27 protein-coding genes and 1 tRNA gene are annotated in these 23,967 nt (G+C 62.9%); 13 read left to right on the top strand and 15 right to left on the bottom strand.

The window, feature by feature from the left end:
- The 10 genes from gspK to gpmA all read right to left on the bottom strand — a co-directional run bounded on the left by gspK (position 1) and on the right by gpmA (position 10,232).
- Positions 1–999 carry a type II secretion system minor pseudopilin GspK gene (gene gspK / locus F2P45_RS26445; protein WP_166881204.1) on the bottom strand — a complete coding sequence of 333 codons (999 nt, stop codon included), beginning with the start codon at positions 997–999 and terminating at the stop codon, positions 1–3.
- A complete protein-coding gene (locus tag F2P45_RS26440) occupies positions 999–1,679 on the bottom strand; it encodes a PulJ/GspJ family protein (RefSeq protein ID WP_166881203.1) in 681 nt (226 codons plus the stop codon). The genes gspK and F2P45_RS26440 overlap by 1 nt, the downstream gene beginning before the upstream one ends.
- A complete protein-coding gene (gene gspI / locus F2P45_RS26435; RefSeq protein ID WP_229505317.1) occupies positions 1,676–2,068 on the bottom strand; it encodes a type II secretion system minor pseudopilin GspI in 393 nt (130 codons plus the stop codon). Before gspI ends, F2P45_RS26440 begins: the two co-directional genes overlap by 4 nt.
- A gap of 13 nt (positions 2,069–2,081) precedes the next feature.
- Positions 2,082–2,552, bottom strand: coding sequence for a GspH/FimT family pseudopilin (locus tag F2P45_RS26430; RefSeq protein WP_166881202.1), 471 nt, complete (start codon positions 2,550–2,552; stop codon positions 2,082–2,084).
- Between the two features lie 24 nt (positions 2,553–2,576).
- The gene (gene gspG, locus F2P45_RS26425; RefSeq protein ID WP_166881201.1) at positions 2,577–3,044 is read right to left on the bottom strand and encodes a type II secretion system major pseudopilin GspG; all 468 of its coding nucleotides are present in this window, start codon (positions 3,042–3,044) and stop codon (positions 2,577–2,579) included.
- A gap of 264 nt (positions 3,045–3,308) precedes the next feature.
- Entirely contained in the window at positions 3,309–5,432 is a 2,124-nt protein-coding gene (locus tag F2P45_RS26420; RefSeq protein ID WP_166881200.1) for an amidohydrolase family protein, read from the bottom strand.
- Between the two features lie 220 nt (positions 5,433–5,652).
- On the bottom strand, positions 5,653–6,411 hold the full coding sequence (locus F2P45_RS26415) for a HesA/MoeB/ThiF family protein (RefSeq protein WP_166881199.1): 759 nt from the start codon (positions 6,409–6,411) through the stop codon (positions 5,653–5,655).
- Positions 6,412–6,436: 25 nt separating this feature from the next.
- Positions 6,437–7,939 carry a S41 family peptidase gene (locus F2P45_RS26410; protein WP_166881198.1) on the bottom strand — a complete coding sequence of 501 codons (1,503 nt, stop codon included), beginning with the start codon at positions 7,937–7,939 and terminating at the stop codon, positions 6,437–6,439.
- A 22-nt stretch (positions 7,940–7,961) separates the two neighbouring features.
- Positions 7,962–9,446 carry a murein hydrolase activator EnvC family protein gene (locus tag F2P45_RS26405; protein WP_166881197.1) on the bottom strand — a complete coding sequence of 495 codons (1,485 nt, stop codon included), beginning with the start codon at positions 9,444–9,446 and terminating at the stop codon, positions 7,962–7,964.
- 39 nt (positions 9,447–9,485) lie between these two features.
- On the bottom strand, positions 9,486–10,232 hold the full coding sequence (gene gpmA, locus F2P45_RS26400) for a 2,3-diphosphoglycerate-dependent phosphoglycerate mutase (RefSeq protein ID WP_166881196.1): 747 nt from the start codon (positions 10,230–10,232) through the stop codon (positions 9,486–9,488).
- Positions 10,233–10,379: 147 nt separating this feature from the next.
- On the opposite strand from gpmA, the gene F2P45_RS26395 reads away from it, so the two are divergent.
- From F2P45_RS26395 to F2P45_RS26375, 5 genes are all read left to right on the top strand, one after another.
- Positions 10,380–10,781: a rhodanese-like domain-containing protein gene (locus tag F2P45_RS26395; protein WP_166881195.1), complete on the top strand. Its 402-nt coding sequence runs from the start codon at positions 10,380–10,382 to the stop codon at positions 10,779–10,781.
- Positions 10,782–10,794: 13 nt separating this feature from the next.
- Positions 10,795–11,058: a glutaredoxin 3 gene (gene grxC / locus F2P45_RS26390; protein WP_166881194.1), complete on the top strand. Its 264-nt coding sequence runs from the start codon at positions 10,795–10,797 to the stop codon at positions 11,056–11,058.
- A 148-nt stretch (positions 11,059–11,206) separates the two neighbouring features.
- Entirely contained in the window at positions 11,207–11,680 is a 474-nt protein-coding gene (gene secB / locus F2P45_RS26385; RefSeq protein WP_099873667.1) for a protein-export chaperone SecB, read from the top strand.
- Between the two features lie 289 nt (positions 11,681–11,969).
- Entirely contained in the window at positions 11,970–12,413 is a 444-nt protein-coding gene (locus tag F2P45_RS26380) for an SH3 domain-containing protein (protein WP_166881193.1), read from the top strand.
- Between the two features lie 5 nt (positions 12,414–12,418).
- On the top strand, positions 12,419–13,459 hold the full coding sequence (locus F2P45_RS26375; protein WP_166881192.1) for an NAD(P)H-dependent glycerol-3-phosphate dehydrogenase: 1,041 nt from the start codon (positions 12,419–12,421) through the stop codon (positions 13,457–13,459).
- 56 nt (positions 13,460–13,515) lie between these two features.
- Here the strand turns inward: F2P45_RS26375 and F2P45_RS26370 are convergent, their stop codons facing one another.
- The 5 genes from F2P45_RS26370 to mscL form a co-directional block, all read right to left on the bottom strand.
- Positions 13,516–14,232: a substrate-binding periplasmic protein gene (locus tag F2P45_RS26370; RefSeq protein WP_166881191.1), complete on the bottom strand. Its 717-nt coding sequence runs from the start codon at positions 14,230–14,232 to the stop codon at positions 13,516–13,518.
- 62 nt (positions 14,233–14,294) lie between these two features.
- Positions 14,295–14,624, bottom strand: coding sequence for a cupin domain-containing protein (locus F2P45_RS26365; RefSeq protein WP_166881190.1), 330 nt, complete (start codon positions 14,622–14,624; stop codon positions 14,295–14,297).
- An 11-nt stretch (positions 14,625–14,635) separates the two neighbouring features.
- Positions 14,636–15,325, bottom strand: coding sequence for a DUF2461 domain-containing protein (locus tag F2P45_RS26360; RefSeq protein WP_166881189.1), 690 nt, complete (start codon positions 15,323–15,325; stop codon positions 14,636–14,638).
- Between the two features lie 44 nt (positions 15,326–15,369).
- Entirely contained in the window at positions 15,370–16,518 is a 1,149-nt protein-coding gene (locus F2P45_RS26355; protein WP_166881188.1) for a Do family serine endopeptidase, read from the bottom strand.
- A 13-nt stretch (positions 16,519–16,531) separates the two neighbouring features.
- The gene (mscL, locus tag F2P45_RS26350; protein ID WP_166881187.1) at positions 16,532–16,951 is read right to left on the bottom strand and encodes a large conductance mechanosensitive channel protein MscL; all 420 of its coding nucleotides are present in this window, start codon (positions 16,949–16,951) and stop codon (positions 16,532–16,534) included.
- A gap of 295 nt (positions 16,952–17,246) precedes the next feature.
- On the opposite strand from mscL, the gene petA reads away from it, so the two are divergent.
- The 8 genes from petA to F2P45_RS26310 all read left to right on the top strand — a co-directional run bounded on the left by petA (position 17,247) and on the right by F2P45_RS26310 (position 23,260).
- Positions 17,247–17,852 (top strand): ubiquinol-cytochrome c reductase iron-sulfur subunit, encoded by a 606-nt coding sequence (gene petA / locus F2P45_RS26345; protein ID WP_166881186.1) that lies wholly within the window; start codon positions 17,247–17,249, stop codon positions 17,850–17,852.
- A 2-nt stretch (positions 17,853–17,854) separates the two neighbouring features.
- The gene (locus tag F2P45_RS26340; RefSeq protein WP_166881185.1) at positions 17,855–19,267 is read left to right on the top strand and encodes a cytochrome b; all 1,413 of its coding nucleotides are present in this window, start codon (positions 17,855–17,857) and stop codon (positions 19,265–19,267) included.
- A gap of 29 nt (positions 19,268–19,296) precedes the next feature.
- Complete coding sequence (locus F2P45_RS26335; RefSeq protein ID WP_166881184.1) at positions 19,297–20,058, top strand: cytochrome c1; 762 nt, start codon at positions 19,297–19,299, stop codon at positions 20,056–20,058.
- Between the two features lie 105 nt (positions 20,059–20,163).
- Positions 20,164–20,775: a glutathione S-transferase N-terminal domain-containing protein gene (locus F2P45_RS26330; RefSeq protein ID WP_054265664.1), complete on the top strand. Its 612-nt coding sequence runs from the start codon at positions 20,164–20,166 to the stop codon at positions 20,773–20,775.
- Between the two features lie 106 nt (positions 20,776–20,881).
- Positions 20,882–21,406: a ClpXP protease specificity-enhancing factor gene (locus F2P45_RS26325; RefSeq protein WP_166881183.1), complete on the top strand. Its 525-nt coding sequence runs from the start codon at positions 20,882–20,884 to the stop codon at positions 21,404–21,406.
- 26 nt (positions 21,407–21,432) lie between these two features.
- Positions 21,433–21,508: transfer RNA gene (locus F2P45_RS26320), tRNA-Thr, on the top strand.
- Positions 21,509–21,611: 103 nt separating this feature from the next.
- Complete coding sequence (locus tag F2P45_RS26315) at positions 21,612–22,547, top strand: hypothetical protein (RefSeq protein WP_166881182.1); 936 nt, start codon at positions 21,612–21,614, stop codon at positions 22,545–22,547.
- Entirely contained in the window at positions 22,544–23,260 is a 717-nt protein-coding gene (locus F2P45_RS26310; protein ID WP_166881181.1) for a hypothetical protein, read from the top strand. Before F2P45_RS26315 ends, F2P45_RS26310 begins: the two co-directional genes overlap by 4 nt.
- Positions 23,261–23,967 lie beyond the last annotated feature (707 nt).

Here is a 23,967-nt window from a genome sequence, read left to right as displayed (position 1 = left end):
TTAATTTTGCCGTACCCAGACGGTCGTGGTGGTGACACGATCGTCCAGCCCGCGCTTGACCAGCGCTTCCGCGTCGAGCGCGGCCCGGTCCAGGCGGATCCGGCTTTTTACCAGGAAAAATTCGCTCTTGAAACTATAGGTCTTCTTGATCACGTCTTCTTTGTGGCCATACAACTGTTCCTTGAAACCGTCGTCATGCAGAAAATACGCGGTCTTGCGGCGCGCCACCAGGGCGGTCGCTTCCGACACCGACATGCCGACCACGATCGCGGCCAGCACTTCGGCCGGAGCGGTGTTGGCGTTGATACTGGTCTTTTCGGGCAGCACGATGGCGAACGGGCGCAGGCGGTTGACCGTTTCGACGGTGTAGCCGGGAATCGACAGCAGGTCGTCGAGCTGGGTCAGGGCCAGCGGCGCCGTGTCGCTCGAGACCGGGGCCGTCACCACGTCGGGGTCGATCGGCGGCGGCTGGCCGTTCTCGTCGAGTTTCTTTGCCTCCGCCACCGCGCCGGCGGCCACCGCCAGCGCGGTGCGCTGGGCCAGGGCCGGGTCGAGCTGCAGGTTTTGCAGCAGGCGCTGGTAGATGCCGACGTGGATCTTGTCGACATCGCGGCCGTTGGCCAGGTTGAGCAGGTTGTAGCGCGCGTTGGCGTCCGAGATCTGGCCCGACAGGGTGGCGTCGAACACCTCGCCCTCGACCCGCTCGCGCTCGATGTACTGGTCGAGCCGGGTTTCGGCCAGCGGCGTGTTCCACACCGCGTTCAGGGTGGTCAGGCTGCGGTTGTCGATGCCGTCCTGGCGCAGCACCAGGCGCGCCCAGTCGAGCGCGCCGCGCAGGATCCACTTGGTCTGCAAGTGCAGGCGCTGGTTTTCCATCGAGCGCACCTGGACCTGCTGCTGCCAGAACAGGCTGGCGACAATGGTCACCGACAGCATGGTCAGCAGCAGGGCCGTGATGATGGCCACGCCCTGCTGGCGGCGCGGATAGGGGCGGCGCATCACATGCCCCCCAACAGAAAGGACTTGGTCATCACGGCCGCCACATTGTCGACCTGCAACTGCACCTGGAGCCCGGTCGGGGCCAGGCTGGGCGGCGCGACCGGGGCCAGCTGCTGCTGTTGCTGCTGTTGCTGGGTGGGGACCGCCTGCGCCAGCGGCTGCGTGTTCTGGCGCCAGCCATTGTTTTCCCAGGTCATGATCTGCATCGCGCTCACGCCCGATTGCAGGGTGACCGACGGGCTGGTGTCGGCATTGCTGATGGCGGCCTGCCACATCACGTCGAGCTGGACTAGGTCGCGCGTGCCATTGCTTTCGCGCCGCGTGAGCATGCGCTCGACGATGCGGTAAGTGACCACTTGCATCCGGGCCGCGTCGTTTTCGTTGTAGACGCTGCGCACCAGGGTCAGGCGGTCGGGCGCGGACAGCAGGTAGGGACGGCCCTGCAGCAGGCCTGGCGTGGCCAGGTGCTCGCAGTCGCTCTGCATCTGGGCAAAGGCGAGCTGCATGCCGCGCGCCGATTCGAGCTGGAGGGTGAGCGCTTCGCGCGCCCGCACGATGCTGTCCAGGCCGCGATAGCCGAGCACCGCCACGATGGCCAGGATACTGATCGCCACCAGCAGTTCAATCAGGGTGAAGCCACCTTGCCGCTGCCGTTTGCCGTACTGCCCGCGCCGACTCATTCGTTGAGCACCAGTTGGACCAGCTTGATGATGCGGCGTTCCGGACTGGCGCTGTCGAACACGCTGACCTCGACCCGGCGCAGGCGCGGATTCGGGCTGGCCAGCACTTCTTCCTGGCACAGCAGCTTGAGGTCGCCCTGGGGACATTCGTAACTGTTCTTGCCGATGGCCGGATATTCCTTGGCCAGGCGGATCTGCACCAGCCGGTTTTCGGCCGACCAGGTGGCCATCATGGCGGCGCGCAGGCCGGCGCTGTTGGACGTGAGGCTGCCCACCGCGCGCAGCGAGGCGCCCAGCGCGGTGCCGATGATGACGAGCGCCACCAGCACTTCGAGCAGGGTGAAGCCGGACTGGCGGGAAGATGGACAACGGTCAGGAGCGCGCATCATGTTTTCAGCTGGTTTACTCAACGACAAAGTGGCCGATGCCGTCGGCCCGGATGGCAACCCGGTCGTCGCCGATCGCCAGGGTCAGCACGAACGGCTTGTCGACCGGCTCGCGCCCGAAGGTGATGCGCACCGGACCGCCGCCGACCGATACCGGCGGGTCGAGCAGCAGCTGCACCGGCGCACCCTTGAAGGGACGCTCGCGCAGCAGGTCGTCGCGCGTGACCGGTTCCCAGATCGCTTCGTTACGCACCAGGAAGCGATAGCGTTCGGTATCGGCTTCGAAGGCCACCAGGCGGTTGCGCACGATGGCTTCGTCGCGCGCCAGCTGCAGCAGCAAGGCCAGGCGGCGCGCCTCGTTCTCCAGGTTCTGGCGCGGGCTCGGCATGGCATTGATCGAGACCATGCCCAGCACGATGCCCATGATGACCATGACGACCATCACCTCGATCAGGGTGAAGCCGCGCGCGGCGCGCAGTGCCTTCATCACGCTCAAGCGACCCGGGCCGGCTTACTGTTCCCAGGAACCGATATCGGCGTCGTCGCCGGTACCGCCCGGCAAGCCGTCGGCGCCGAGCGAGAACACGTCGACTTCGCCCTGCACGCCGGGCGAGAGGAACTGGTAGGGGTTGCCCCACGGGTCCTTCGGCAATTTATCGATGTAGCCGCCCGACTTCCAGCCGTTGGCGCTCGGACCGTTGCTCGGCTTGGCGACCAGCGCGTTCAGGCTTTGCTCGGTGGTCGGGTAGCGCTGGTTGTCCAGCTTGTACAGCTTGAGCGCCTGGTTCAGGCTGGCGATATCGCTCTTGGCGGCGGTGATGCGCGCCTCGACGGTGCGGCTGAGCAGCTTCGGCACGACCAGCGCGCCAAGCACGCCGATGATGACCACCACCACCATGATTTCGACCAGGGTGAAACCAGGGGCGCGCATGCCGCGCGCATGGCGCTGGCGAAGAGAAAGTTTTGCAGCGAGTTTCATAGTCAGTCTGTAATAAGTTCTACGATGAAGTCGGAGTATAAGGCCAATAAGGCCCGCCGTCGCTATCCAACTGCGGGCTATTTTGCGTCATCTCGCCGTCATAATTGCGCAGGTGGAAGCTTCCGTTGCCGGACGTCATACAAGTTACCTTGATACACCCGGCGGCGCTGTCGATCGGGCGGATCGACGGTTTCATTGTAAGGCAGTGCGGCGGCGCTTTCCAATGATGGACAAATCGACAGTGCCGCCGCGCGCAAGCTTTGCTCAATCAGTGGTGATGGCGGGCACTACTGCCCGTGAAGCGATGCAGCCGCCATCATTGCCGCCCTCGGCCAGGTTGCTCGAGACCGGCGCGAGCGCCTTGAGCATCGGCGCATCCTTGACGAAAGGCACGATGCCGAGTGCCTTGTCGACTTCATGCGGATAGATCACGTAACCGCGCGTGATCACCGCCGCCACCTTGCGGATGTCGCCGATCTGCTTGGTCGGATCGCCGTCGACCAGCACCAGGTCGGCCAGCTTGCCCTGGGTGACCGTGCCACGGTCGGCCAGGGTGCGGGTGTAGCGCGCGCCGTTGAGGGTGGCGACCTGGATCGCCTGGGCTGGCGTGAGGCCGGCCTTGACCAGCAGTTCGAGCTCGGCCTGCAGGGTGAAGCCGGCCATTTCGTCGGTGCCGGCCACGATCGGCACGCCCGCCTTGTACAGGAGGCCGACGAAGTCGACCATCTTGGCGTAGGATTTTTCGTACAGCTTCTGGGCCGCGTCGTCGGCGATCTTCATGGTACCGACATAAAAGCCGCGCTTCACATCCGGCGGCATGTGCTCGGCCACGGCCACGAAGGGCTCGTTCAGGTCGCCGTCGCGCTGCTTCAGGAAGGCAAAGGTCGCCAGGGTCGGATCGATCACGATCTGCTTGGCTTTCAGGCGCGCGATGAATTGCTTGACCCTGGGCGAAGCGAAGTCCAGGCCGGCCACTTTTTCGGACGGCAGGATGAAGCGTTCCAGGGTGCGCGTTTCGGTTTCCGGCGTGGCCAGGAAGTTGAGCATGACCTGGTTGATGTGCTGGATTTCATCGTAGCCGGCGTCCAGCGCTTCATGCGCGCGCAGGCCGACCGGAACGTGGCCCGACACGCGCAGGCCGCGCAGGTGGGCGTAGGCGACGGTGTCTTTCAGGATCGCCTTGGGGAAGGAGTTGTAGATCTTCAGCTGCGGATAGCCGTGCTCGGCGTACCAGTCGATCGCATTCTTAGCGGCCGGCAAGTCCTTGACCACGAAGCCGCCGTTCGACGAGAACGGGCTTTCGCCTTCCAGGAAACCGGTTGGGACCACTTGCGGCGAGAGCAGGCGGCCATCGGCGACTTCGTCGAGGATCTGCTGCAATTGCGCGTTATCGTTGCCCATGTCGCGCACCGTGGTCACGCCCGCAGCCAGGTTCAGGCCGCCGTCCCAGCGGCCCACGTGGCCGTGCATGTCGAACAGGCCGGGCAGCATGATGCGGCCGGCGGCGTCGATTTCGTTGACCGCGCCGCGCACCGGGGCGCCGGCCGGCAGGATCGCGCTGATGCGCCCGCGCAGCACATACACGTCGGACGGCGCGCCGACGGTGGCTTTTTCGCTGTCGAAGATGCGCGCGTTCCTGACCACCGTCAAACCGGTCAGCTTGTGCTGGAGCTGGCTGGCGAGGTCGGTCAGCATTTTGCTTTCGGCCAGTTTCTGGCGTTCGGCCAGCACCTTGCCGACGCTGTTCCAGCCTTCTTCGGCGGCGGTCATGAAGCCGGGGATCACCATCGCGAACAGGCGCGGCCTGGCGTCGGTGGTGGCCCAGTAGAATTGCGGCGACATGCCCAGGCCCGTCTGGGCGAACAGCTGCACCTTGCGGGTCTTGCCGTTGGCGGAGACTTCCACTTCATCGAGCTTGCGCTGGGTCAGGGTGCCGGAAGGCAGCAGCGGCAGGCTGCCGCTCGGGCTGGCGGCCAGGGCGGCGATGGCGATCGAGGCCATTTCGGCCGAGCTGTTCAGGGGCACGTACATGGCCGGGCCGACAATCGATTTTTCGCCGGTTTCGGAGGTCGATTTCCAGCTGGCCTTGTCGCCCTTGCGTTCGAAGCGGTCGTCCACCACCGCGCCGTAGGTCGAGTTGCCCTTGACCGTGTAGTCGGTCATGGTGCCGTCGGCGCCCAGGCGGAATTGCTCGGTCAGCTCGGGGCCGCGGCCGTTGTCCTTGTAGATGAAGCGTACGCGGGTGAGGCCATCGTCGTCGCGCTCGACGACCTGTTCACCGATGCGCTTGCCGTTCTCGGCGTGCATTTCGTAGCGGATGGTCTGGGTGGCGGCGTGCGCCGACCAGCTCAGGGCGGCAGCGACAGCAAGGACGAGCGGACGTTTCATGTGATGCATCTCCTGGACGGGATGGTTGGAATTGTGCTGGGTCGCAAGAATAGCACGGCAAAGTACGGTCTAGAGCAATGTCAGAAAGACAAATGCACAAATGACTATGTTGGGGGGAAGAGAGAGGGTGAAAAGCGCGCTAATCCGTACGGTGCAGCATCATTGACCGCCTCATTTATAGCCGTCTTGAGGTCAGAGTTTGAAGGAGGCGCTAGCAGGCTTACACGCAACCGGCGCTCCCGCACACCGGGCACCCCGCATTGCGCGCCACGCCGATGCTGGTCCACTCCATGGCGCGCCCGTCGAGCAGCAGCAGGCGTCCCGCCAGCGATTGCCCGATCTGCATCACCAGCTTGAGCGCCTCGGCCGCCTGCATCGCGCCGACCACGCCCACCAAGGGCGCGAACACGCCCATGGTGCTGCACGCCACGTCTTCAAAGCGCTGGTCTTGCGGAAACAGGCAACTGTAGCAAGGCGACTCCTTGGCGCGCGGATCGAACACGCTGATCTGCCCATCAAAACGGATCACCGCCCCCGACACCAGCGGCACGGTGTGCGCCACGCAAGCCCGGTTGACCGCGTGACGGGTGGCAAAATTGTCGCTGCAATCGAGTACCACCGAGGCCTGCCCGACCAGCTCGGCCAGGCGTGCGTCATCGGCCCGCTCGCGCAAGGCCACCACCTCGATCTCGGGATTGAGCGCCAGCAGCGCGGCGCGCCCCGACTCGGCCTTGGGCTGCCCCACCCGCTCGGTGGTGTGCAGAATCTGGCGCTGCAGGTTGGTCAGATCGACCTCGTCATCGTCGACCAGCACGATGCGCCCGATCCCGGCCGAGGCCAGGTACAGGGCCGCCGGCGAACCGAGCCCGCCGGCGCCGATGACGAGCGCGCTCGCCGCCAGCGCCCGCTGCTGGCCTTCGATGCCGATCTCGTCGAGCAGGATATGGCGCGAATAGCGCAGCAGCTGCTTGTCGTTCATCGCGTGCGGGCCGTACTGTGCTGCATTATTTCTTGTCGCCTTTGTTGAGTTCGGGCGGTTTGACCTCGGTCGCCGGCAGCTTGACGCCCGGCGCCGCCTTTTCCTTCGATTTTTCGGCTTCCTTGTCGTGCACCGGTTCGACCTTGGACAGTTTGACCGGCAAGCCCTTGAAATGCTTCAGGGCCTGGGCCAGCTGGAAGTCGTCCTTGCTGCCGAATTCGAGCGGCTTGCGGCTGCGCGCCAGGCTCTGCGCGCGCTGGTCTTCTTCGACTTCGTCGCGGCGCGCGCGGCCCGCATCGACGCTATCCTTGCCGCTGCCGTCGGACAGGTGCTTTTCGAGGTCGGCTTCGCGCACGCGCAGGCTGTTCAAGCCGTCGCCCTCGGCGGTTTCGTCGACCATGACGTCGGGCACGATGCCCTTGGCCTGGATCGAGCGCCCGTTCGGGGTGAAGTAGCGCGCGGTGGTGAGCTTGACGGCGGTGTCTTTGGTGAGCGGGCGCAAGGTTTGCACCGAGCCCTTGCCGAAGGTCTGGGTGCCCATGATGATGGCGCGCTTGTAATCCTGCAGGGCGCCGGCGACGATTTCGGAGGCCGAGGCCGAGCCGGTGTTGACCAGCACGATCACCGGCACGTTTTTCAGCGCGGCCGGCAGCTTGGCCAGCGGATCGGCGCCGCTGCGGGCGGCGTAGAATTCGCGGCGGCCGTAGAACACTTCGTTCGAGTCGCGCCGCTGGCCGGCGGTCGAGACGATCGGCTTGTCATGCGGCAGGAACGCGGCCGAGACGCCGATGGCGCCCGGCAGCAAGCCGCCCGGATCGTTGCGCAGGTCCAGCACCAGGCCCTTGAGCTTGGGGTCCTGGGCGTACAGCGCGTTGACCTTCTTGACCATGTCGTCCACGGTCTGTTCCTGGAACTGGCTGATGCGCAGCCAGCCGTAGCCCGGCTCGACCATCTTGGCCTTGACGCTCTGCACGCGGATTTCTTCGCGCACCAGCGGCACGATCCACGGCATGTCGTCGCCCTTGCGCGCAATCGTCAGCACGACACGGCTTTTCGGCTCGCCGCGCATTTTCTTGATCGCTTCGTCCAGCGACATGCCCTTGATCGGGGTGCTGTCGATGCGGGTGATCAGGTCGCCCGCCTTGATGCCGGCGCGGAAGGCCGGCGAATCTTCGATCGGGGTCACGATCTTGACGTAGCCTTCTTCCATGGCCACTTCGATGCCGAGGCCGACGAAGCGGCCCTGCATGCTTTCCTGCATTTCGCGCAGGGCTTTCTTGTCGAGGTAGACCGAGTGCGGGTCGAGCGAGGCCACCATGCCGGTGATCGCTTCCGACAGCAGCTTGCGGTCTTCGACCGGCTCGACGTAGTCGGATTTGATCAGGCCGAAGACATCGGTGAGCTGGCGCAGCTCGTCGAGCGGCAGGGGCGCGCCGCCGGGTTTTTGCGCCATGGCCGAAAACTGGAAGGACGCGGCCACGCCGGCCACCATCCCAATGCCGATCAGGCCGATACTTTTGACTTTCATTCTTCTACCTATAGTAATACCGTCAGAAATTCACCCAGCCCGCCGGATCGACTGCCGCACCCTTGTGCCTGATTTCAAAGTATAGCCCCGATTCCTCGTTGCCGCCGGTGTTTCCCGCGCTGGCGATGGGGTCGCCTCCTTTGACGGCGTCGCCCTCGCGTTTCAGCAGGGCCTGGTTGTTGCCGTAGATCGAGAGGTATTCGCTGCCATGGTCGACCAGGATCAGGTTGCCGAAGCCGCGCATCCAGCGCGCGAACACGACCCGCCCGCCAGCGACGGCGCGCACTTCGCTGCCTTCGGCGGCCTTGATGAACATCCCTTTCCAGCTCGGTCCGCTGCCGCGCTTGGCGCCGAAACGGGCCGCCAGCTTGCCGGACACGGGCGCGCGCAGCTTGCCGCGCAGGCTGGCGAAAGCGCCGTCGAGCATGGCCGGCGCGAGCGCGATGTCGGGTTTGCGCGGCGGCGCCGGTTCCGGCTTCTCGGGCACTTGCGCGAGCACCGGTGCGTCGTCGTCGTCGATCGGGTCCAGCGGGACCGGAACCGGTACCGGGACCGGAGCCGGCGGGGTCCTGGCGCCGGTGCGCGGGTCGATCTTGGGCGGCTTTTTGGCCGCTTCGCGCGCCAGGCGTTCGCGTTCGCGCTCCCGTTCGCGCTCGCGTTCGGCACGGCGTTCGGCTTTTTTGGCCGCCGCCAGCACCCGGGCCTGCTCGGCGGCCTTGGCGCGCGCGGCGGCCAGCGCTTCCTGGCGGCGCTGCTCGGCGGCCGCCGCTTCGGCCTGTTCCTTGATCAATTTGGAGAGCTTGTCGACCAGCCCGGCCATGCGCTGCTCGTCGCGTTCCAGGCCGCCGATTTCCTTGCGCTGCTCGGCGAGCCGTTCCGACAGCGAACCGAGCAAGGCGGCGCGGCGCGCCTTTTCCTTGACCAGCACGGCTTTCTGTTCGCGCTCTTCCTGGGCGATTTCGTCGAGTTCTTCGCGCGCGTTTTCAGCCTTGTCGCGGTTGCTGGCGACAGCGGCCAGGTTGCCGTGCAGCGAGGCGAGCAGCCTGGCCTGGGCTTTCGAGACATAGGCCATCAGCTGCAAATCGCGGTTGATGCGGTTCGGATTGTCGCCCGACAGCAGCAGCTTGATGCGGTCTTCGTTGCCGGCCACGTATTGCTCGCGCAACAGGCGCGAGAGTTGCTGTTTCTGGCTGACGATGGTGGCGGCCAGCTGCTCTTGCGAGGCGGCCAGTTCGGCCACGGTGGCGCTGGTGTCGCTCTGTTCGCTGGCGAGCTCGCGCAGCACGCGGTTGGCGTTGGAAATGGCTTCCTCGGACTCGGCCAGGGTGTCGGCCGCATCCTCGCGCTCGCTTTCGGTCTTGCTGACTTCGCGCTTGAGCTCGGCCAGTTTTTGCTGGATGCCGGCGCGCGTCTTCTCCGCCAGCACTTTCTGCTTGGAGCGTTCGGTCTGGCGGGGAGCCGGCGCGCTAGCCGCGCCGCACGTGGCGACGGCCAGGAGCGCACACAAGGCTCCGGCCGCTAACTGCTTGAACTTGAAAGACAAAACTTACTTGGCCTTCCCTTGATTGGCAACCGCCGCGACGGCGGCGGCGATGGCATCCTGGTCGCCCAGGTAGTAGTGGCGGATCGGTTTCAGGTCGGCGTCGAGCTCGTACACCAGCGGCTGGCCGTTGGGGATGTTCAGGCCCACGATGTCGTCGTCGCTGATGCCGTCGAGCATTTTGATCAGGGCGCGCAGGCTGTTGCCGTGGGCCGAGATCAGGATTTTCTTGCCGGCGCGGATGGCCGGGGCGATTTCCTCATCCCACACCGGCATCACGCGCGCCACGGTGTCTTTCAGGCATTCGGTCAGGGGAATGCTGTCTTTCGGCACGCCGTTGTAGCGCGGATCGTTGAACGAGGTGCGCTCGTCGGACGCTTCGAGCGCCGGCGGCGGCGTGTCGTAGCTGCGGCGCCAGACCAGCACCTGGGCGTCGCCGTACTTGGCGGCGGTCTCGCCCTTGTCCAGGCCCTGCAGGGCGCCGTAGTGGCGCTCGTTGAGGCGCCAGTCGTTCTTGATCGGCAGCCACATCATGTCCATGTCGTCGAGCGCCAGCCACAGGGTGCGGATGGCGCGCTTGAGCACCGAGGTGTAGGCCACGTCGAAGGTGAAGCCGGCCTCTTTGAGCACCTGGCCGGCGCTGCGCGCTTCGCGCACGCCTTTTTCGGTCAGGTCGACGTCGGTCCAGCCGGTGAAGCGGTTCTCGAGGTTCCAGGTGGATTCGCCGTGGCGCATGAAGACAATTTTGTACATAAGCAATTTTTCAAAAGAGTGAGGAAAAGGGGTGCGATGCGAAAATGGTGAGTGCCAGCGCTAACTATCGATGCAGCAAAGGTGAAGTTATAGCAGATCCGGCTTCTATTTTATAATGCGCGGATTGTCCTAAACCATTGGAACCCCGTGAAATTCATTATTGACCATATTTTTATCGTCAGCATCGTCGTGCTGTCGGGTGGCGCCCTGCTCTGGCCGGCGCTGCAACCACGCGGAAAACGTGCTTCCACCTTGCAGGTGACCCAGCTCATCAACCGCGGCAAGACCGTGGTGGTGGACGTGCGCACGGCGGAAGAATTTGCAAACGGGCATTTGCGCGACGCGAAAAACATTCCGCTGGCAGACTTGTCATCCCGCATAGCCGAGCTCGACAAGGCGAAAAGCAAAACCGTTGTCGTCGTGTGCCAGACCGGCGCGCGTGCCGACAAGGCCATCAAGATCCTCGAAGGCGCCGGTTTTACCGACGTGTTCAGCCTCGACGGTGGCCAGACCGCATGGCAAGCCGCTGGCTTGCCGATTGCAAAGTGAGAAAGGAAACACCATGACAGCCCATGTAGTGCTCTACCATACCGCCTCCTGCCCGTATTGCGTGCGCGCCGAGCGCCTGCTTGAAGCGAAGGGCGTGACCGATATCGAGAAAATCCGCGTCGACCTCGACCCGGACCAGAAAGTGGTCATGATGAACAGGACCGGACGCCGCACCGTGCCCCAGATTTACGTGGGCGAGACGCACGTCGGCGGTTTCGACGATTTGTATGCGCTCGATCAACAAGGACGACTCGATCCCTTGTTAAAAGGGGTTTGATCGGCATATAGTCCCGGGTCGCCGGTAATCGATTGCGCAAAACTATTTCAAGTCGTATGATTTTGCTACAATTGCCGTCGCGTTTGAAGTCCAAGCACAGAGGGAACGGCGTGTCGCCGTTCTGTTAATTTCTCAACGAAAGCGTTCCATGTCTGACGAAAATCTGCAACCCGTATTCCAAATCCAACGCGTCTACCTGAAAGACATGTCGCTGGAACAGCCGAATTCCCCAGCCATCTTCCTCGAGCAAGAAGCGCCGTCGATCGAAGTGTCGCTGGACGTTGGCGCCGAAGCCATCGCCGACGGCATCTACGAGTCGACCGTCACCATCACCGTGACCGCCAAGGTCAAGGACAAGGTTGCGTTCCTGGTTGAAGGCAAGCAAGCTGGTATCTTCGAAGCGCGCAACATTCCTGCGGACCAGATGGATCCCCTGCTGGGAATCGGCTGCCCGAACATCGTTTACCCTTACCTGCGCGGCAATATCGCCGACGTGATCACCCGTGCCGGCTTCCCGCCTGTGCATCTGGCAGAGATCAATTTCGAAGTGTTCTACCAGCAGCGCCGCCAGGCGCTCGCTGAAGCAGCCGCCGCTGCCCCAGCCGACACCGCAGCACACTAGAGCCTATTTCGGTAGACCGGGGGAAGCTGGTGGCAGTGCATGGCCGGCGCGGGCAAGGCGCGAGGAGGCCGCATGGCTAGCCATGCAACGACGAGCAACGCCGCCCCCGCCTGCCAGGCGCGCCAGCAGCGACTCCGGTCTGCCGAGATAGGCTCTAGGCAAGCCGCAGGGTGGGCCGGGCCGCCCGCGCGCTATCGACTCCATCGACTGCGCGCGGGTCCTGTCCAGGCACGGGTCTCCCTTGCCGCTGGCGGCCGCCACCCTGCACTCTCACGGCGAAGGCCACGCAATGACAATTCCCCGTTTTCTTCTCAGTGCCGCATTCGTGCTGGCCCCGGCTTGCGCGCACGCCCTCGAATTCAAGAGCGTCGGCGCGGCCAGCCTGATCCTGTATGACGCACCCTCGCTCAAAGGCGCCAAGCTGTTCATCGCGCCGCGCGGCATGCCGGTCGAAGTCGTGCTCACCTATGGCGACTGGGTCAAGCTGCGCGACGCCGGCGGCGACCTGGCCTGGGCCGAAGCCAAATCGCTGAGCCCGCGCCGCACCGTGGTGGTGCGCAGCGCCAACGCCAAAGTGCGCGGCACGGCCGACGCCGACGCCAATCCGGTGATGACCGCCGACAAGGGCGTGCTGCTGGAACTGCTCGATGCCCCGGCCTCGGGCTGGATCAAAGTCCGTCATCGTGACGGCATCAGCGGCTATATGCGCGCCGCCGACGTGTGGGGCACCTGAGCCCCATGCCAACGAGCACGCACAACGTTTCAAACCGCAAGATCACGGTGCTGGGCGCGGGCGCCTGGGGCACGGCCGTGGCGATCGCCCTGGCGGCGCGCCATGATGTGCTGATGTGGGGCCGCAACGGCGGCGCCATGGCGGCGATGGGCGCGCAGCGCGAGAACCGCGCCTACCTGGCCGGCTGCGCGTTTCCGCCCGGGCTGCGGGTGACGGCCGACTTCGATGCCGCGCTGGCGCATGTGCTCGGCACGCCCGAGGACCAGGCCCCGCTGCTGATCGCGGCCTGTCCGGTGGCCGGGCTGCGGCCGCTGCTGCTGCAACTCAAACCGCACGCAATCTCGCACATCGTCTGGCTTTGCAAGGGCTTCGAGGGCGATACCGGCCTGTTGCCGCATCAGGTGGTCGGCCAGGTGCTGGGCGCCGGGGTGGCCGGCGCCGCGCTGTCGGGACCGTCGTTCGCGCAGGAAGTCGCGCGCGGCCTGCCGTGTGCGCTGACAGTGGCGTCGCGCTCGGAGATGCTGCGCGAGCGGGTGGTGTCCACTGTGCATGGCGGCAATATCCGCGTGTATTCCTGCGACGACCTGGTCGGCGTGGAAGTGGGCGGCGCGGTCAAGAACGTGCTGGCGATCGCCACCGGCGTGGCCGATGGACTGGGGCTGGGCCTGAATGCGCGCGCGGCGCTGATCACGCGCGGGCTGGCCGAAATCACGCGGCTGGGCATGGCGCTGGGCGGGGTTGCGGGAACCTTCATGGGCTTGACCGGGATGGGCGACCTGATTTTGACCTGCACCGGCGACTTGTCGCGCAACCGGCGCGTGGGGCTGGGGCTGGCGCAGGGCAAGGCCCTGGCAACCATCGTGGCCGAACTCGGGCACGTGGCCGAAGGCGTGCCGTGCGCCAAGGCGGTACGGGCGCTGGCCCTCACGCTGGGAGTGGATATGCCGATCACCAACGCGGTGGCCGGCGTGCTGTTCGACGGCGGAACGCCGCAGGCGATGCTGGCGCAATTGCTGGCGCGCGATCCGCGCGATGAATTGACCTGACGCAGGGCCTCAGGCGGCGCCGATTGCCCGGAACGGGCACTGCGCGCCGCCGCACATCAGGGCCGCGCGCCGCGCGCGCCCTGTTTCTGCAGCCTGTCGATGGTCTTGTCCGCCTTCATTGCCTGCAGGGCCGCCACCAGTGCCGGCACCAGCGCGGCGTGCTTCTTGTTCACGTAGTGGTAGACCGGGAACGAGGCCAGTGCGGGCGAGAGCACGCGCACATCGTCGATCCCGAGGGTCTCGGCGGCAGCCAGTCCCGACAGGCGGTTGCCGACCACGACATCGGTGCGGCCCATGGCCAGCTTCTGGAAAGCCTGTCCCATGGCAGGCACCGCTTCGGTCTTCATGCCCGCCGTATTTTCCTTGACGATCTTGATACCGCGCACATAGCCAATCGTGAACGGCCGCAAACTTTCCCAGCCGTTGACGACGAAATCGGTCCCGCGCGTGAAGATGACGATCTCATAGGTCAGCAAGGGCACGGGAACGATCGTCAGGTTCGGATAGTCCCGCTCCATGCCGACCTTTCGATACAGCTCGCCATCCATCCGGCCTTCGTTAGCCATCATCAGGGTGCGTTCTCCGGGCAGCTTGTGCACCACCAGCACCCGGCCGATACGGCGATAGGCTTCGCCCATGACCAGTTCGGCGACACTGGTGGCCGGGTCGCTGCCGACCAGCGTGGAAACGTGGATGTCGCCGCTCTCGGCAGCGGCTCCCGCCCGCATCACGCTCAAGGCGAACGCAAGTATCAAAAAACGGTGGCGGTCCATGGGATTCTCCGAAGGAATGTGCTCAGTACCATCTTAACCCGTCCCTTGCCACCGCCCCGGCCTCAGGGCTTGAGCAAGATGGTCAACAGCGCGACCGCATCTTCGTTCGCGCGCAAGCCATGCGGCACGCCGCCCAGCAGGTACAGCATCTCGCCGGGGCGCAGCAGCACGCTCTTGCCGTACGCATCGCAGACGATCTCGCCCTGCAGGCACAGCAAGGTAATCTCGCCATCGACCTTGTGCACCGGCATGTCGCGGTCCTTCGGCAGCACCAGCCGGATCAGCTCCATGTTCTCGGTCTTGGCCAGCGCCACCGAGGTGAAATGGGCAATGTCGTCGTCGCCGCGTTGCAGTGGAATCAGTTCGCCCGAGGCGGCATGTTGTAAGGCCATGATGTTTCCCTTTATTCTTCCGGATTGCTCATCTCCACGCTGCGCAACCACGTCACCAGCGCGAAGGCATCTTTGAATCCGCGCGCCAGGTCCGGCACCAGCTGGTCCGGCTGATTGACCTTGAGGTCGATCGCGGTCCAGACAAAAAAGCTTTTCAGCTTCAGATACTCGACATGCACGTGCTGCGGATCGAAGCCCTTGGGCGGACGCTGCAGCTTGTCTTCGTCCAGCAGGTCGCCGTAGGTGGCGCGCAGTTGTCTATTCTTCATTACTTTGGCAAATCCTGTCGCATCGTTGACGATGTGCTCGCGGATCGCCTTCAGGCGCGGCGCCGGCGGCAGGTATTCGCCGACCCCGAACTGCAGCTTGCCGCTGCCGTCGATCTGGAAATAGTAGGTGGAACCGCCACCGGCACTCGGGCGCCGCAAATCCCTGGGCGTGATGCCGGCCGAAAAGCGCGTCTTGTACGGGCGCTTGTCGGTGGCGAAGCGGATGTCGCGGTTGATCCGGAACATGGCTTTCTTGGGATTGCAGGCCGCCACCTGCCGGTCGAATTTGCTCAGTTCGCTAATCAGTTCGGTCACGACGGCCAGGAATTCTTCGCGCAAGATATCGTAGCGCGGCTTGTTCATGATGAACCAGGGACGGTTGTTATTTTCGCTTAATTCGTTCAAAAACTGCGTCAGGTCGCGCAAATGCATTGTCAATCCAAAAAAGAAGGGGGTGTCGAGGTCCCCGGGAGTCCTTACTGCGGACGCGGGCGCTTGCCGATGGTGACGTCGACCTTTGCCGGGCGGTTCTTGCGCATCACGGTCATTGTAGCCTTGCCGCCCGGCGCCAGCTGCGCGATCAGGTTCAAGGTGTCGTTGGTGTTGCCGGCCTCTTTGCCGTCGACCGCCAGCAAGATGTCGCCCGGACGCAGCCCGGCGCGGTCGGCCGGGCCGTTGCGCACCACGCCGGCGATGATGGTGCCGCTTTGCTGCGCCAGCCCGAAGCTGTCGGCCAGCTCGGGCGTGATGTCCTGGGTTTCGATGCCGATCCAGCCGCGCACCACGGCGCCGTGGCGGATGATGGCGTCGAGCACGGTCCTGGCGGTGGTGACGGGAATCGCAAAACCGATCCCGACCGAGCCGCCGCTCTGCGAATAGATGGCCGAATTGATGCCGAGCAGGTTGCCGTTGGTATCGACCAGGGCGCCGCCCGAGTTGCCGAAGTTGATCGCGGCGTCGGTCTGGATGAAGTTCTCGAACTGGTTGATGTGCAGGTTGTTGCGCCCGAGCGCGGACACGATGCCCAGGGTGACGGTCTGGCCGACCCCGAACGGGTTGCCGATGGCCAGCACCACGTCGCCCACGCGCACGGCGTCGTCGTTGCCGAGCACGATCGCGGGCAGGTTGCGCGCCTCAATCCGGATCACCGCCAGGTCGGTCTCGGGGTCGGTGCCGACCAGGCGCGCCGGCGCCTTGCGCCCGTCCGCCAGCACCACCTGGATCTGGTCGGCGCCTTCGATCACATGGTTGTTGGTGAGAATATAGCCGTCCGGGCTGACGATCACGCCGGAGCCGAGGCTGGCCTGCTGCTCCCCGGGCGGCAGGCGGTCGCCGAAAAAGCGGCGGAAGAACGGGTCTTTCAGCAGCGGATGCTCGCGTCCCTGGTTCTTGCTCGTGAGGATGTTGACGACGGCCGGCATGGCGCGCCCGGCCGCCTCGCGATAGCTGCCCGAGGCCGGCGCCGCGCCGGGCGCCTGCAGCACCGACACGTTGCTGGCGACCTTGGCCGGTTCAACCCGGCGCGCCGGCCACGCCAGCCAGTCCGGGCGCAGCGCCGCGGCCACGAAGTACAGGGCCAGGGCAATCGTCACCACTTGCGAAAACAACAACCAGCAGCGCCGCATCGCGCCCTCCTGTCTATTTTTTCAGGGAATCCCGGATCTCGCGCAGCAGCAGCACGTCTTCGGGGGTCGGCGCGGCCGCCACCGCAGGCGCTTCCTCGGCGCGGCGCAGCTTGTTCATCAGGCGGATCATCTGGAAGATGATGAAGGCGAGAATGATGAAATTGAGCAGGATGGTGAGGAAATTGCCGTACGCGAGCACCGCGCCGGCTTTCTTGGCTTCGACCAGGGTCAGGTTCATGGCCTGGTTGTTGAGCGGGATATAGTAATTGGCGAAATCGAGCCCGCCGAACAGGCGGCCGATGGGCGGCATGATGATGTCTTGCACCAGTGAATCGACAATCTTGCCGAAAGCACCACCGATGATCACGCCGACGGCGAGATCGACCACATTGCCCTTCATTGCGAACTGCCGGAACTCGCTCATCATCGTCATTCTTGCCACCCTAGGATTGTGAAATAGCCATCCCCGATCATACCGCACCGCTGTTAGAAACCAAACCGTGTCATCGGTTCCCAGCGCACCGCTATCGCCCCGCAAACAGGGCCGGCGCGCGCGAAATGCCGGCAACGGGCGGCCGATTCGTTTCAAATTGGCGATGATTCGCTCTTGACAGGCGCACGAGCAACATTTTTTCTTTAACTCGCCCCCCTCTTCCCTTATAATTTAAGGTTGCTAGAAGCTCTAAGTAGCTTTTTAAGATTTCGCATTTTGACTGATTGGGGTTGGTATGAGTAACGAAAAGCAGGTCGATCCGGGCCGACGCGTCATGCTCGCCGCTACGTGCGCGGCGGGTGGTGTTGTCGGTTTGGCCACGGCGGGAGCCTTGGTAAGCACATTCCAGCCGTCGGAGAAGGCAAAAGCCGCTGGCGCGCCGGTGGAAGTGGATATTGCCGGCATGGCTGTCGGCGAAATGAAAACCGTGGAATGGCGCGGCAAGCCCGTGTGGATTCTCAAGCGTTCGTCGGAAATGCTGGCGTCGCTGAAAAAGACCGACAACGCGGTCGCCGATCCGAAGTCCGAGCGTACGCCGGACATGCTCACGCCCGAGTACGCGCGCAACGAACACCGTTCGATCAAGCCCGACTACCTGGTCGCGGTCGGCATCTGCTCGCACCTGGGCTGCTCGCCAACCTCGAAGTTCGCGGAAGGCGCCCAGCCCAACCTGCCGGACGACTGGGCGGGCGGTTTCCTGTGCCCTTGCCACGGTTCGACCTTCGACCTGGCCGGCCGCGTGTTCAAGAACAAGCCGGCGCCGGACAACCTCGAAGTGCCGCGCCACATGTACGTGGGCGACAAGTTGATCATCGGTAAAGACGAGAAAGGCGAGGCATAACCATGGCCGCTTTCAAAGAAACCAAGTTCCCCGCGAATGCGCCGGTGGCCGACAAGGCACTGGGCTGGGTGGACGACCGCTTTCCCCTGACCAAACTCTGGAACGACCAGTGGGGCCAGTACTACGCCCCGAAAAACTTCAATTTCTGGTACATCTTCGGCTCGCTCGCGATGCTGGTGCTGGTATTGCAGATCGTCACAGGTATCTTCCTGACCATGCACTACAAGCCGGACGCCAACCTGGCCTTCGGTTCGGTTGAATACATCATGCGCGAAGTACCGTGGGGCTGGCTGGTGCGCTACATGCACTCGACCGGCGCCTCGGCCTTCTTCATCATCGTCTATCTGCACATGACGCGCGGCCTTCTGTACGGTTCCTACCGCAAACCGCGCGAACTGATCTGGCTGTTCGGCTTTGCGATCTTCCTGTGCCTGATGGCCGAAGCCTTCTTCGGCTACCTGCTGCCATGGGGCCAGATGTCGTACTGGGGCGCCCAGGTGATCGTCAACCTGTTCGGTGCGATTCCTTTCATCGGCCCCGACCTGTCGCTGTGGATCCGCGGCGACTACGTTGTTTCCGACGCCACCCTGAACCGCTTCTTCGCCTTCCACGTGATCGCGATCCCGCTGGTTCTGCTGGGCCTGGTTGCCGCCCACCTGATCGCGCTGCACGAAGTCGGTTCGAACAATCCTGACGGCATCGAAGTCAAGGAAACCCTGGGTCCGGACGGCCATCCGCTCGATTCGATCCCGTCGCATCCTTACTACTCGGCGCACGATCTGTTCGGCGTGTCGGTGTTCCTGCTGATCTTCAGCGCGGTGGTGTTCTTTGCCCCGGAAATGGGCGGCTACTTCCTGGAGTACAACAACTTCATCCCGGCCGATTCGCTCAAGACCCCGGCGCACATCGCCCCGACCTGGTACTTCACGCCGTTCTACTCGGTGCTGCGCGCCACCACGGCCGACTTCATGTATGTGCTGATGGGTGCGATCGCCCTGTACGTGGCCTTCATCTGGGTCAAGACGCGCCTGCCGTTCATCGTCAAGGCCGCCATCGCCGGTTTCGCGCTGCTGGTCATCATCGGCATGCTGCCGCAGGTGCTCGATGCGAAATTCTGGGGCGTGGTCCTGTTCGGTTCGTCGGTGATGATCATCGCCGCCCTGCCGTGGCTGGACAAGTCGCCGGTCAAGTCGATCCGCTACCGTCCCGACTGGCACAAGTATGTGTACATGGTGTTCGGCCTGTCGTTCGTGACCCTGGGCTACCTCGGCACCCAGTTGCCGACCGCCTTCTTCACGGCCGCATCGCAAGTGTGCACGCTGTTGTACTTCGGTTTCTTCATGTTGATGCCTTGGTGGAGCTCGATGGGCACCTTCAAGCCCGTGCCGAAACGTGTGACGTTCCATCCGCACTAATCGACGACATCACAGCAAAAGGACATTACATGAATTTTCCGAAAAAACTGATCGCGATCCTGGCATTGCTGCCGGGCCTGGCGTTGGCCAGCGAAGGCACCCATCCGCTGGACAAGGCGCCTGCGCGCCCGGCCCTGGCCTCGCTGCAAAACGGCGCCAAGCTGTTCGTCAACCATTGCCTGAACTGCCACTCGGCTTCCTCGATGCGCTACAACCGCCTGAAAGACCTGGGGCTGACGGAAGAGCAAATCAAGGAAAACCTGCTGTTTACCGGTGAAAAAGTCGGCGCGCTGATGACCACCGCGCTGCGCCCGGCCGACGCCAAGGAATGGTTCGGCGTGGTACCGCCCGACCTGTCCGTGATCGCGCGCGCCAAGGCCTCCTCGGCCGGCAGCGGCCCCGACTATCTGTACACCTACCTGCGTACCTTCTACAAGGACGATACCCGTCCGACCGGATGGAACAACATGGTGGTGGCCAACGTCGCCATGCCGCACGTCATGTGGCAACAGCAGGGTGTGCGCACCGTCAAGATGGATGAAGTCAAAGATCCGCATGATGCAAGCAAAACCGTGCACAAGTTCGCTGGCTTTACCCAAGTGACGCCTGGCACCATGACGCCGCTCCAGTTCGACGAAGCGACGGCCGACCTGGTTGCCTACCTCGAGTGGATGGCCGAGCCGGCCGCCGCCACCCGCAAGAGCCTGGGCGTGTGGGTCTTGTTCCTGATGTCGATCTTCGCCCTGTTCGCATGGCGCCTGAGCGCATCGTTCTGGAAAGAAGTCAAGTAAGGCAGGCTGCACGCTTCATTCATTGCCCGCTGAGTCATTCAGCGGGCACATTTCGGGGTGATCCGCTCGTCGTTTCACCCCCTTTGTTTCTAAGGAACTATAAAAATGATGGTTCTCTACTCCGGCACCACGTGCCCGTTTTCCCAACGCTGCCGCCTGGTCCTGTTCGAAAAGGGCATGGACTTCGAAGTGCGCGATGTGGACCTGTTTAACAAGCCAGAAGACATCTCGACGATGAATCCGTACGGCCAGGTACCGATCCTGGTCGAGCGCGAACTGATCCTGTACGAATCGAACATCATCAACGAATACATCGACGAGCGCTTCCCGCATCCGCAACTGATGCCGGCCGATCCGCTGATGCGCGCGCGCGCGCGCCTGATGCTGTTCAACTTCGAAAAAGAATTGTTCGTCCATGTGCACGTGCTCGAAAGCGAGCGCGCCAAGGCCAACGACAAGAGCCACGACAAGGCCCGCGCCGAAATCCGCGACCGCCTGACCACGCTCGCGCCGCTGTTCCTGAAGAACAAGTACATGCTCGGCGACGAATTCTCGATGCTCGACGTGGCGGTGGCCCCGCTGCTGTGGCGCCTGGACCACTACGGCATCGAACTGTCGAAGACGGCAGCGCCGCTGATGAAGTACGCCGAGCGCATTTTCTCGCGTCCGGCCTACATCGAAGCGCTGACCCCGTCCGAGAAAGTCATGCGCCGCTGATCGGCGGCCGACGCTTACCGCAACTTCCGTATCACGCCAGTCACGACGCCTTCGGGCCAATCGCAGTAGACTGGCGTGATCACCGCGTATCACACCACGACAGAACATGCCCGAGATCTCAACCAAGCCCTACCTGCTGCGCGCCATTTACGAGTGGTGCACCGACAACGGGTTCACGCCCTACCTCGCCGTCAAGGTCGACGCCGCTACGACGGTGCCGATGGAATTCGTCAAAAAAGGCGAAATCGTTCTTAACATCAGCTTCGGCGCCACCTCGGGCCTGAAGATGGACAATGACGCGATCCAGTTCCACGCCCGCTTCGGCGGCGTCTCGCGCGAGATTTACGTACCGGTGCAAAATGTGCTGGCGATCTACGGCAACGAGAACGGCCAGGGGATGGCGTTCGAAGTGAGCAGCACGGCGTCCGAGAACGCGGCCAGCCAGCCGACCGACAGCCCGCTGTCGAGCGTGCCGGCGCTGGCCAAGGTGCCGCCGGTGGGCTTGCAGAGCGTGCCGGTCACGGGTGCGGACAGTGCGCCGACGGGCGTGCCGGCGACCGCGCCGGCGCCGGACGACAACAACGATCCGCCTAAAAAAGGTGGCCGTCCGACGCTCACGCGCATCAAATAGCGTATAATCGCAGCTGTAAAAGTTTCGCCGACTTAGCTCATTTGGTAGAGCAGTTGATTTGTAATCATCAGGTGGCCAGTTCGAAACCGGCAGTCGGCACCAATAAAATCAATAACTTAGCCCGGCCAAATATGGCTGGGCTTTTTTTATCCTGCGCCGTGTAGGCACCATGTAGGAATTTCTTACGGAAACTTTCAAGGTTCTGATGACTCAACCACCGTCCCAAAATGTTCCTGGAGTGGCTTCAACCACCGCAGCGGCAATAATTGCGTGCGGTTTGGGTCAAGCCGCCGCTAACTACGCAGCGAATAAGCATCGTGGCGGTCAGAATGGCAAGAAGGGAACGCGATATGAGGATCTATTTCTTGCGTATAAGGTTGCAGAGATCGTTTCACTTCGTACGTCAACAACCGATCCATGGCCTCACGTGAGTGGCCAGGCGCAGAGCTTTGTAGATGACGTGGTGATTCGGGACGCAATGGCAACGAATTATTTCCAGCTGAAAAACGCAGCAACAATCAGTTGGACAGCAGGCGAGCACCCGGTTGTAACCGATTTTTCGTACCAGTATCGTCTCGCGAACTTTCTTCAACAGCCAACACCCAAGACAAGTATCGTCGTATCCTCAACCGCGCTTGCGGCTAAGCTCAGTGCTGATGTGCCGGCCGCAATCAGGTCCCATTCCGGCGTGATTCATTTCCCGTATAGCCCGACCCTAAACCGTTGGGTAATTGAGAACCCGTCCTTTCACAGCGTACTCGGCAGTCTGGCGCGGTCGCGCAATCCAACTGATGACCAACTCGCTGGTGTGTTAGGCGTGCTCGTGATGGCCTGTGGCGATTTCCCGGACGGCGGCAGCGTGGACGATGTGCTAGATGTTGCACAGCGCTATCTCCCTCACCAGCTTAGAAGAGTTGGAGTCGTTGAGCAAGTACACCTGCGTGCTCAGTTTGTCAATACTCTTGCTGGAATATCGGGATTAACGTACGATGTCACCCAAGGGTTCTTTGCGTGGTCAGGTTTTGGAACACATGGCGCGTTAGATTTCGATTGTGCTGATGAACGCTTCAATGACTTTCAGGCATTAATTGAACTTAAACAACCGACGACATTTGATGGCTTTGAGGAGCTACTGCCATGAGAACTTTCACTTCCTACTCTAATCATGATCCGGTTGCTCGACAACTGGTGGAAGAGCTCCACACTATCCAGAATAATCCGCTGAAGTATCGTGATCAAATGCGTCAGATTGGTAAGCACCTTGGTGCCGGTGTGGCGCCTCAACTTGACAAAGGCCTTGAGAACGACATATGCGTGGTCTGCACTGTCGAGGATGCGGATTTTCTCGGACGTGGACTGATCGAGGAACTAGAGCAGCGCGGCTTCGGTAGTCGCCTTCACCTTATCTGCTTGTGGAATGACAAGATTAGCAAGAACGGGGTATCGCTCTCCCCAATTACTCGACAGTATAAAGAGGACTTCGACCCCAAACATTCGACGTTTGTTGTCGTGAAGGCAATTATCTCTGGCGCCTGCGTAGTTAAGACCAACTTGACTCGCGCAATTTCGTTCGCCGATCCATCGGAAATCTTTGTTGCGTCCCCGGTCATGCTAGTGGGTGCTGAAGATCGCTTAGCGCAAGAGTTCCCTGACGCAATTAGCTCAAAGTTTAAGTTTGTGCACTTCGTCACGGATAGCGAAAAAGCCGCTGATGGAGAAAGTGTGCTTCCCGGAATAGGGGGCTCGCTTTATGAATTGCTGGGCCTCGGTAACCGAACTGAGAAAAATCGGTATGTACCTGACATCGTCAAAGAGCGCCGCAAGAAGTTTTTTCCTGCTGCCACAACTGCTTAAGGCATCTTACTTTGCCATTGCGTCCTCCGGCCCTCAGTTCCCGCCGCTGGCCTGCCCGAAGTAGCGCGCTGGCTAATCGAATGTATCACGGTCGACCTTGCGCTGTGCCATCCAGCCCGGACACCGTGCGGCGTTAAGCTGCACTTCCCGGCACTTTCCGGCACTTTGCCCATACCGATGGCACAGGAAGCCCGCCGCTGCCAGTTCTAGCGCCGTCACGGCGCCACTGAAAGGCCGCCCACGCTGGTCAGCGCACCTCTGTAGACTGGTCCGCGCGACCGCACTCACAGGCGACCAGCCGCCACAACACGATGAGAGCTGGACCGGCTCCTTGCGCGCACGCGCGTTACTTGTTACCTCGCAGCCGCCGGGCCGGCCCGGCCAAGCTGGAGGTCCGGCGCCGGCCGCGCACTCGCCGCCGATCCGTTCAGAAACCTGCGACGTCGGCATTGCACGCTCTGCCGCAACCATTTGATTCGCAACGGCTTTCGCGTCTATTGCGCGTTCAGAAACCCTTGCGACATTAGCCCTGTGGTTGCTGGCATGGGCGCCAGTGTGTAACTGCGGCGAGGGGGAATTGCCGTAAGCGCTCCATAAACCCCAGACTTGCTGGCTAATCCGAATTTCCGCATTCTTGCTACTTCGATTTGATACCGGAGCAAGCATGGAAAACACGACCGTTTTTTGGGAGAAGCACGTTGCCGCGA

Origin of the sequence: Massilia mucilaginosa, from assembly GCF_011682145.1 — a bacterium.
In the GTDB taxonomy this organism is placed as follows: Bacteria; Pseudomonadota; Gammaproteobacteria; order Burkholderiales; family Burkholderiaceae_D; genus Telluria_A; species Telluria_A mucilaginosa.
The sequence above is the reverse complement of the archived record's forward strand: the minus strand, read 5'-3'. Positions and strand labels throughout refer to the sequence as shown.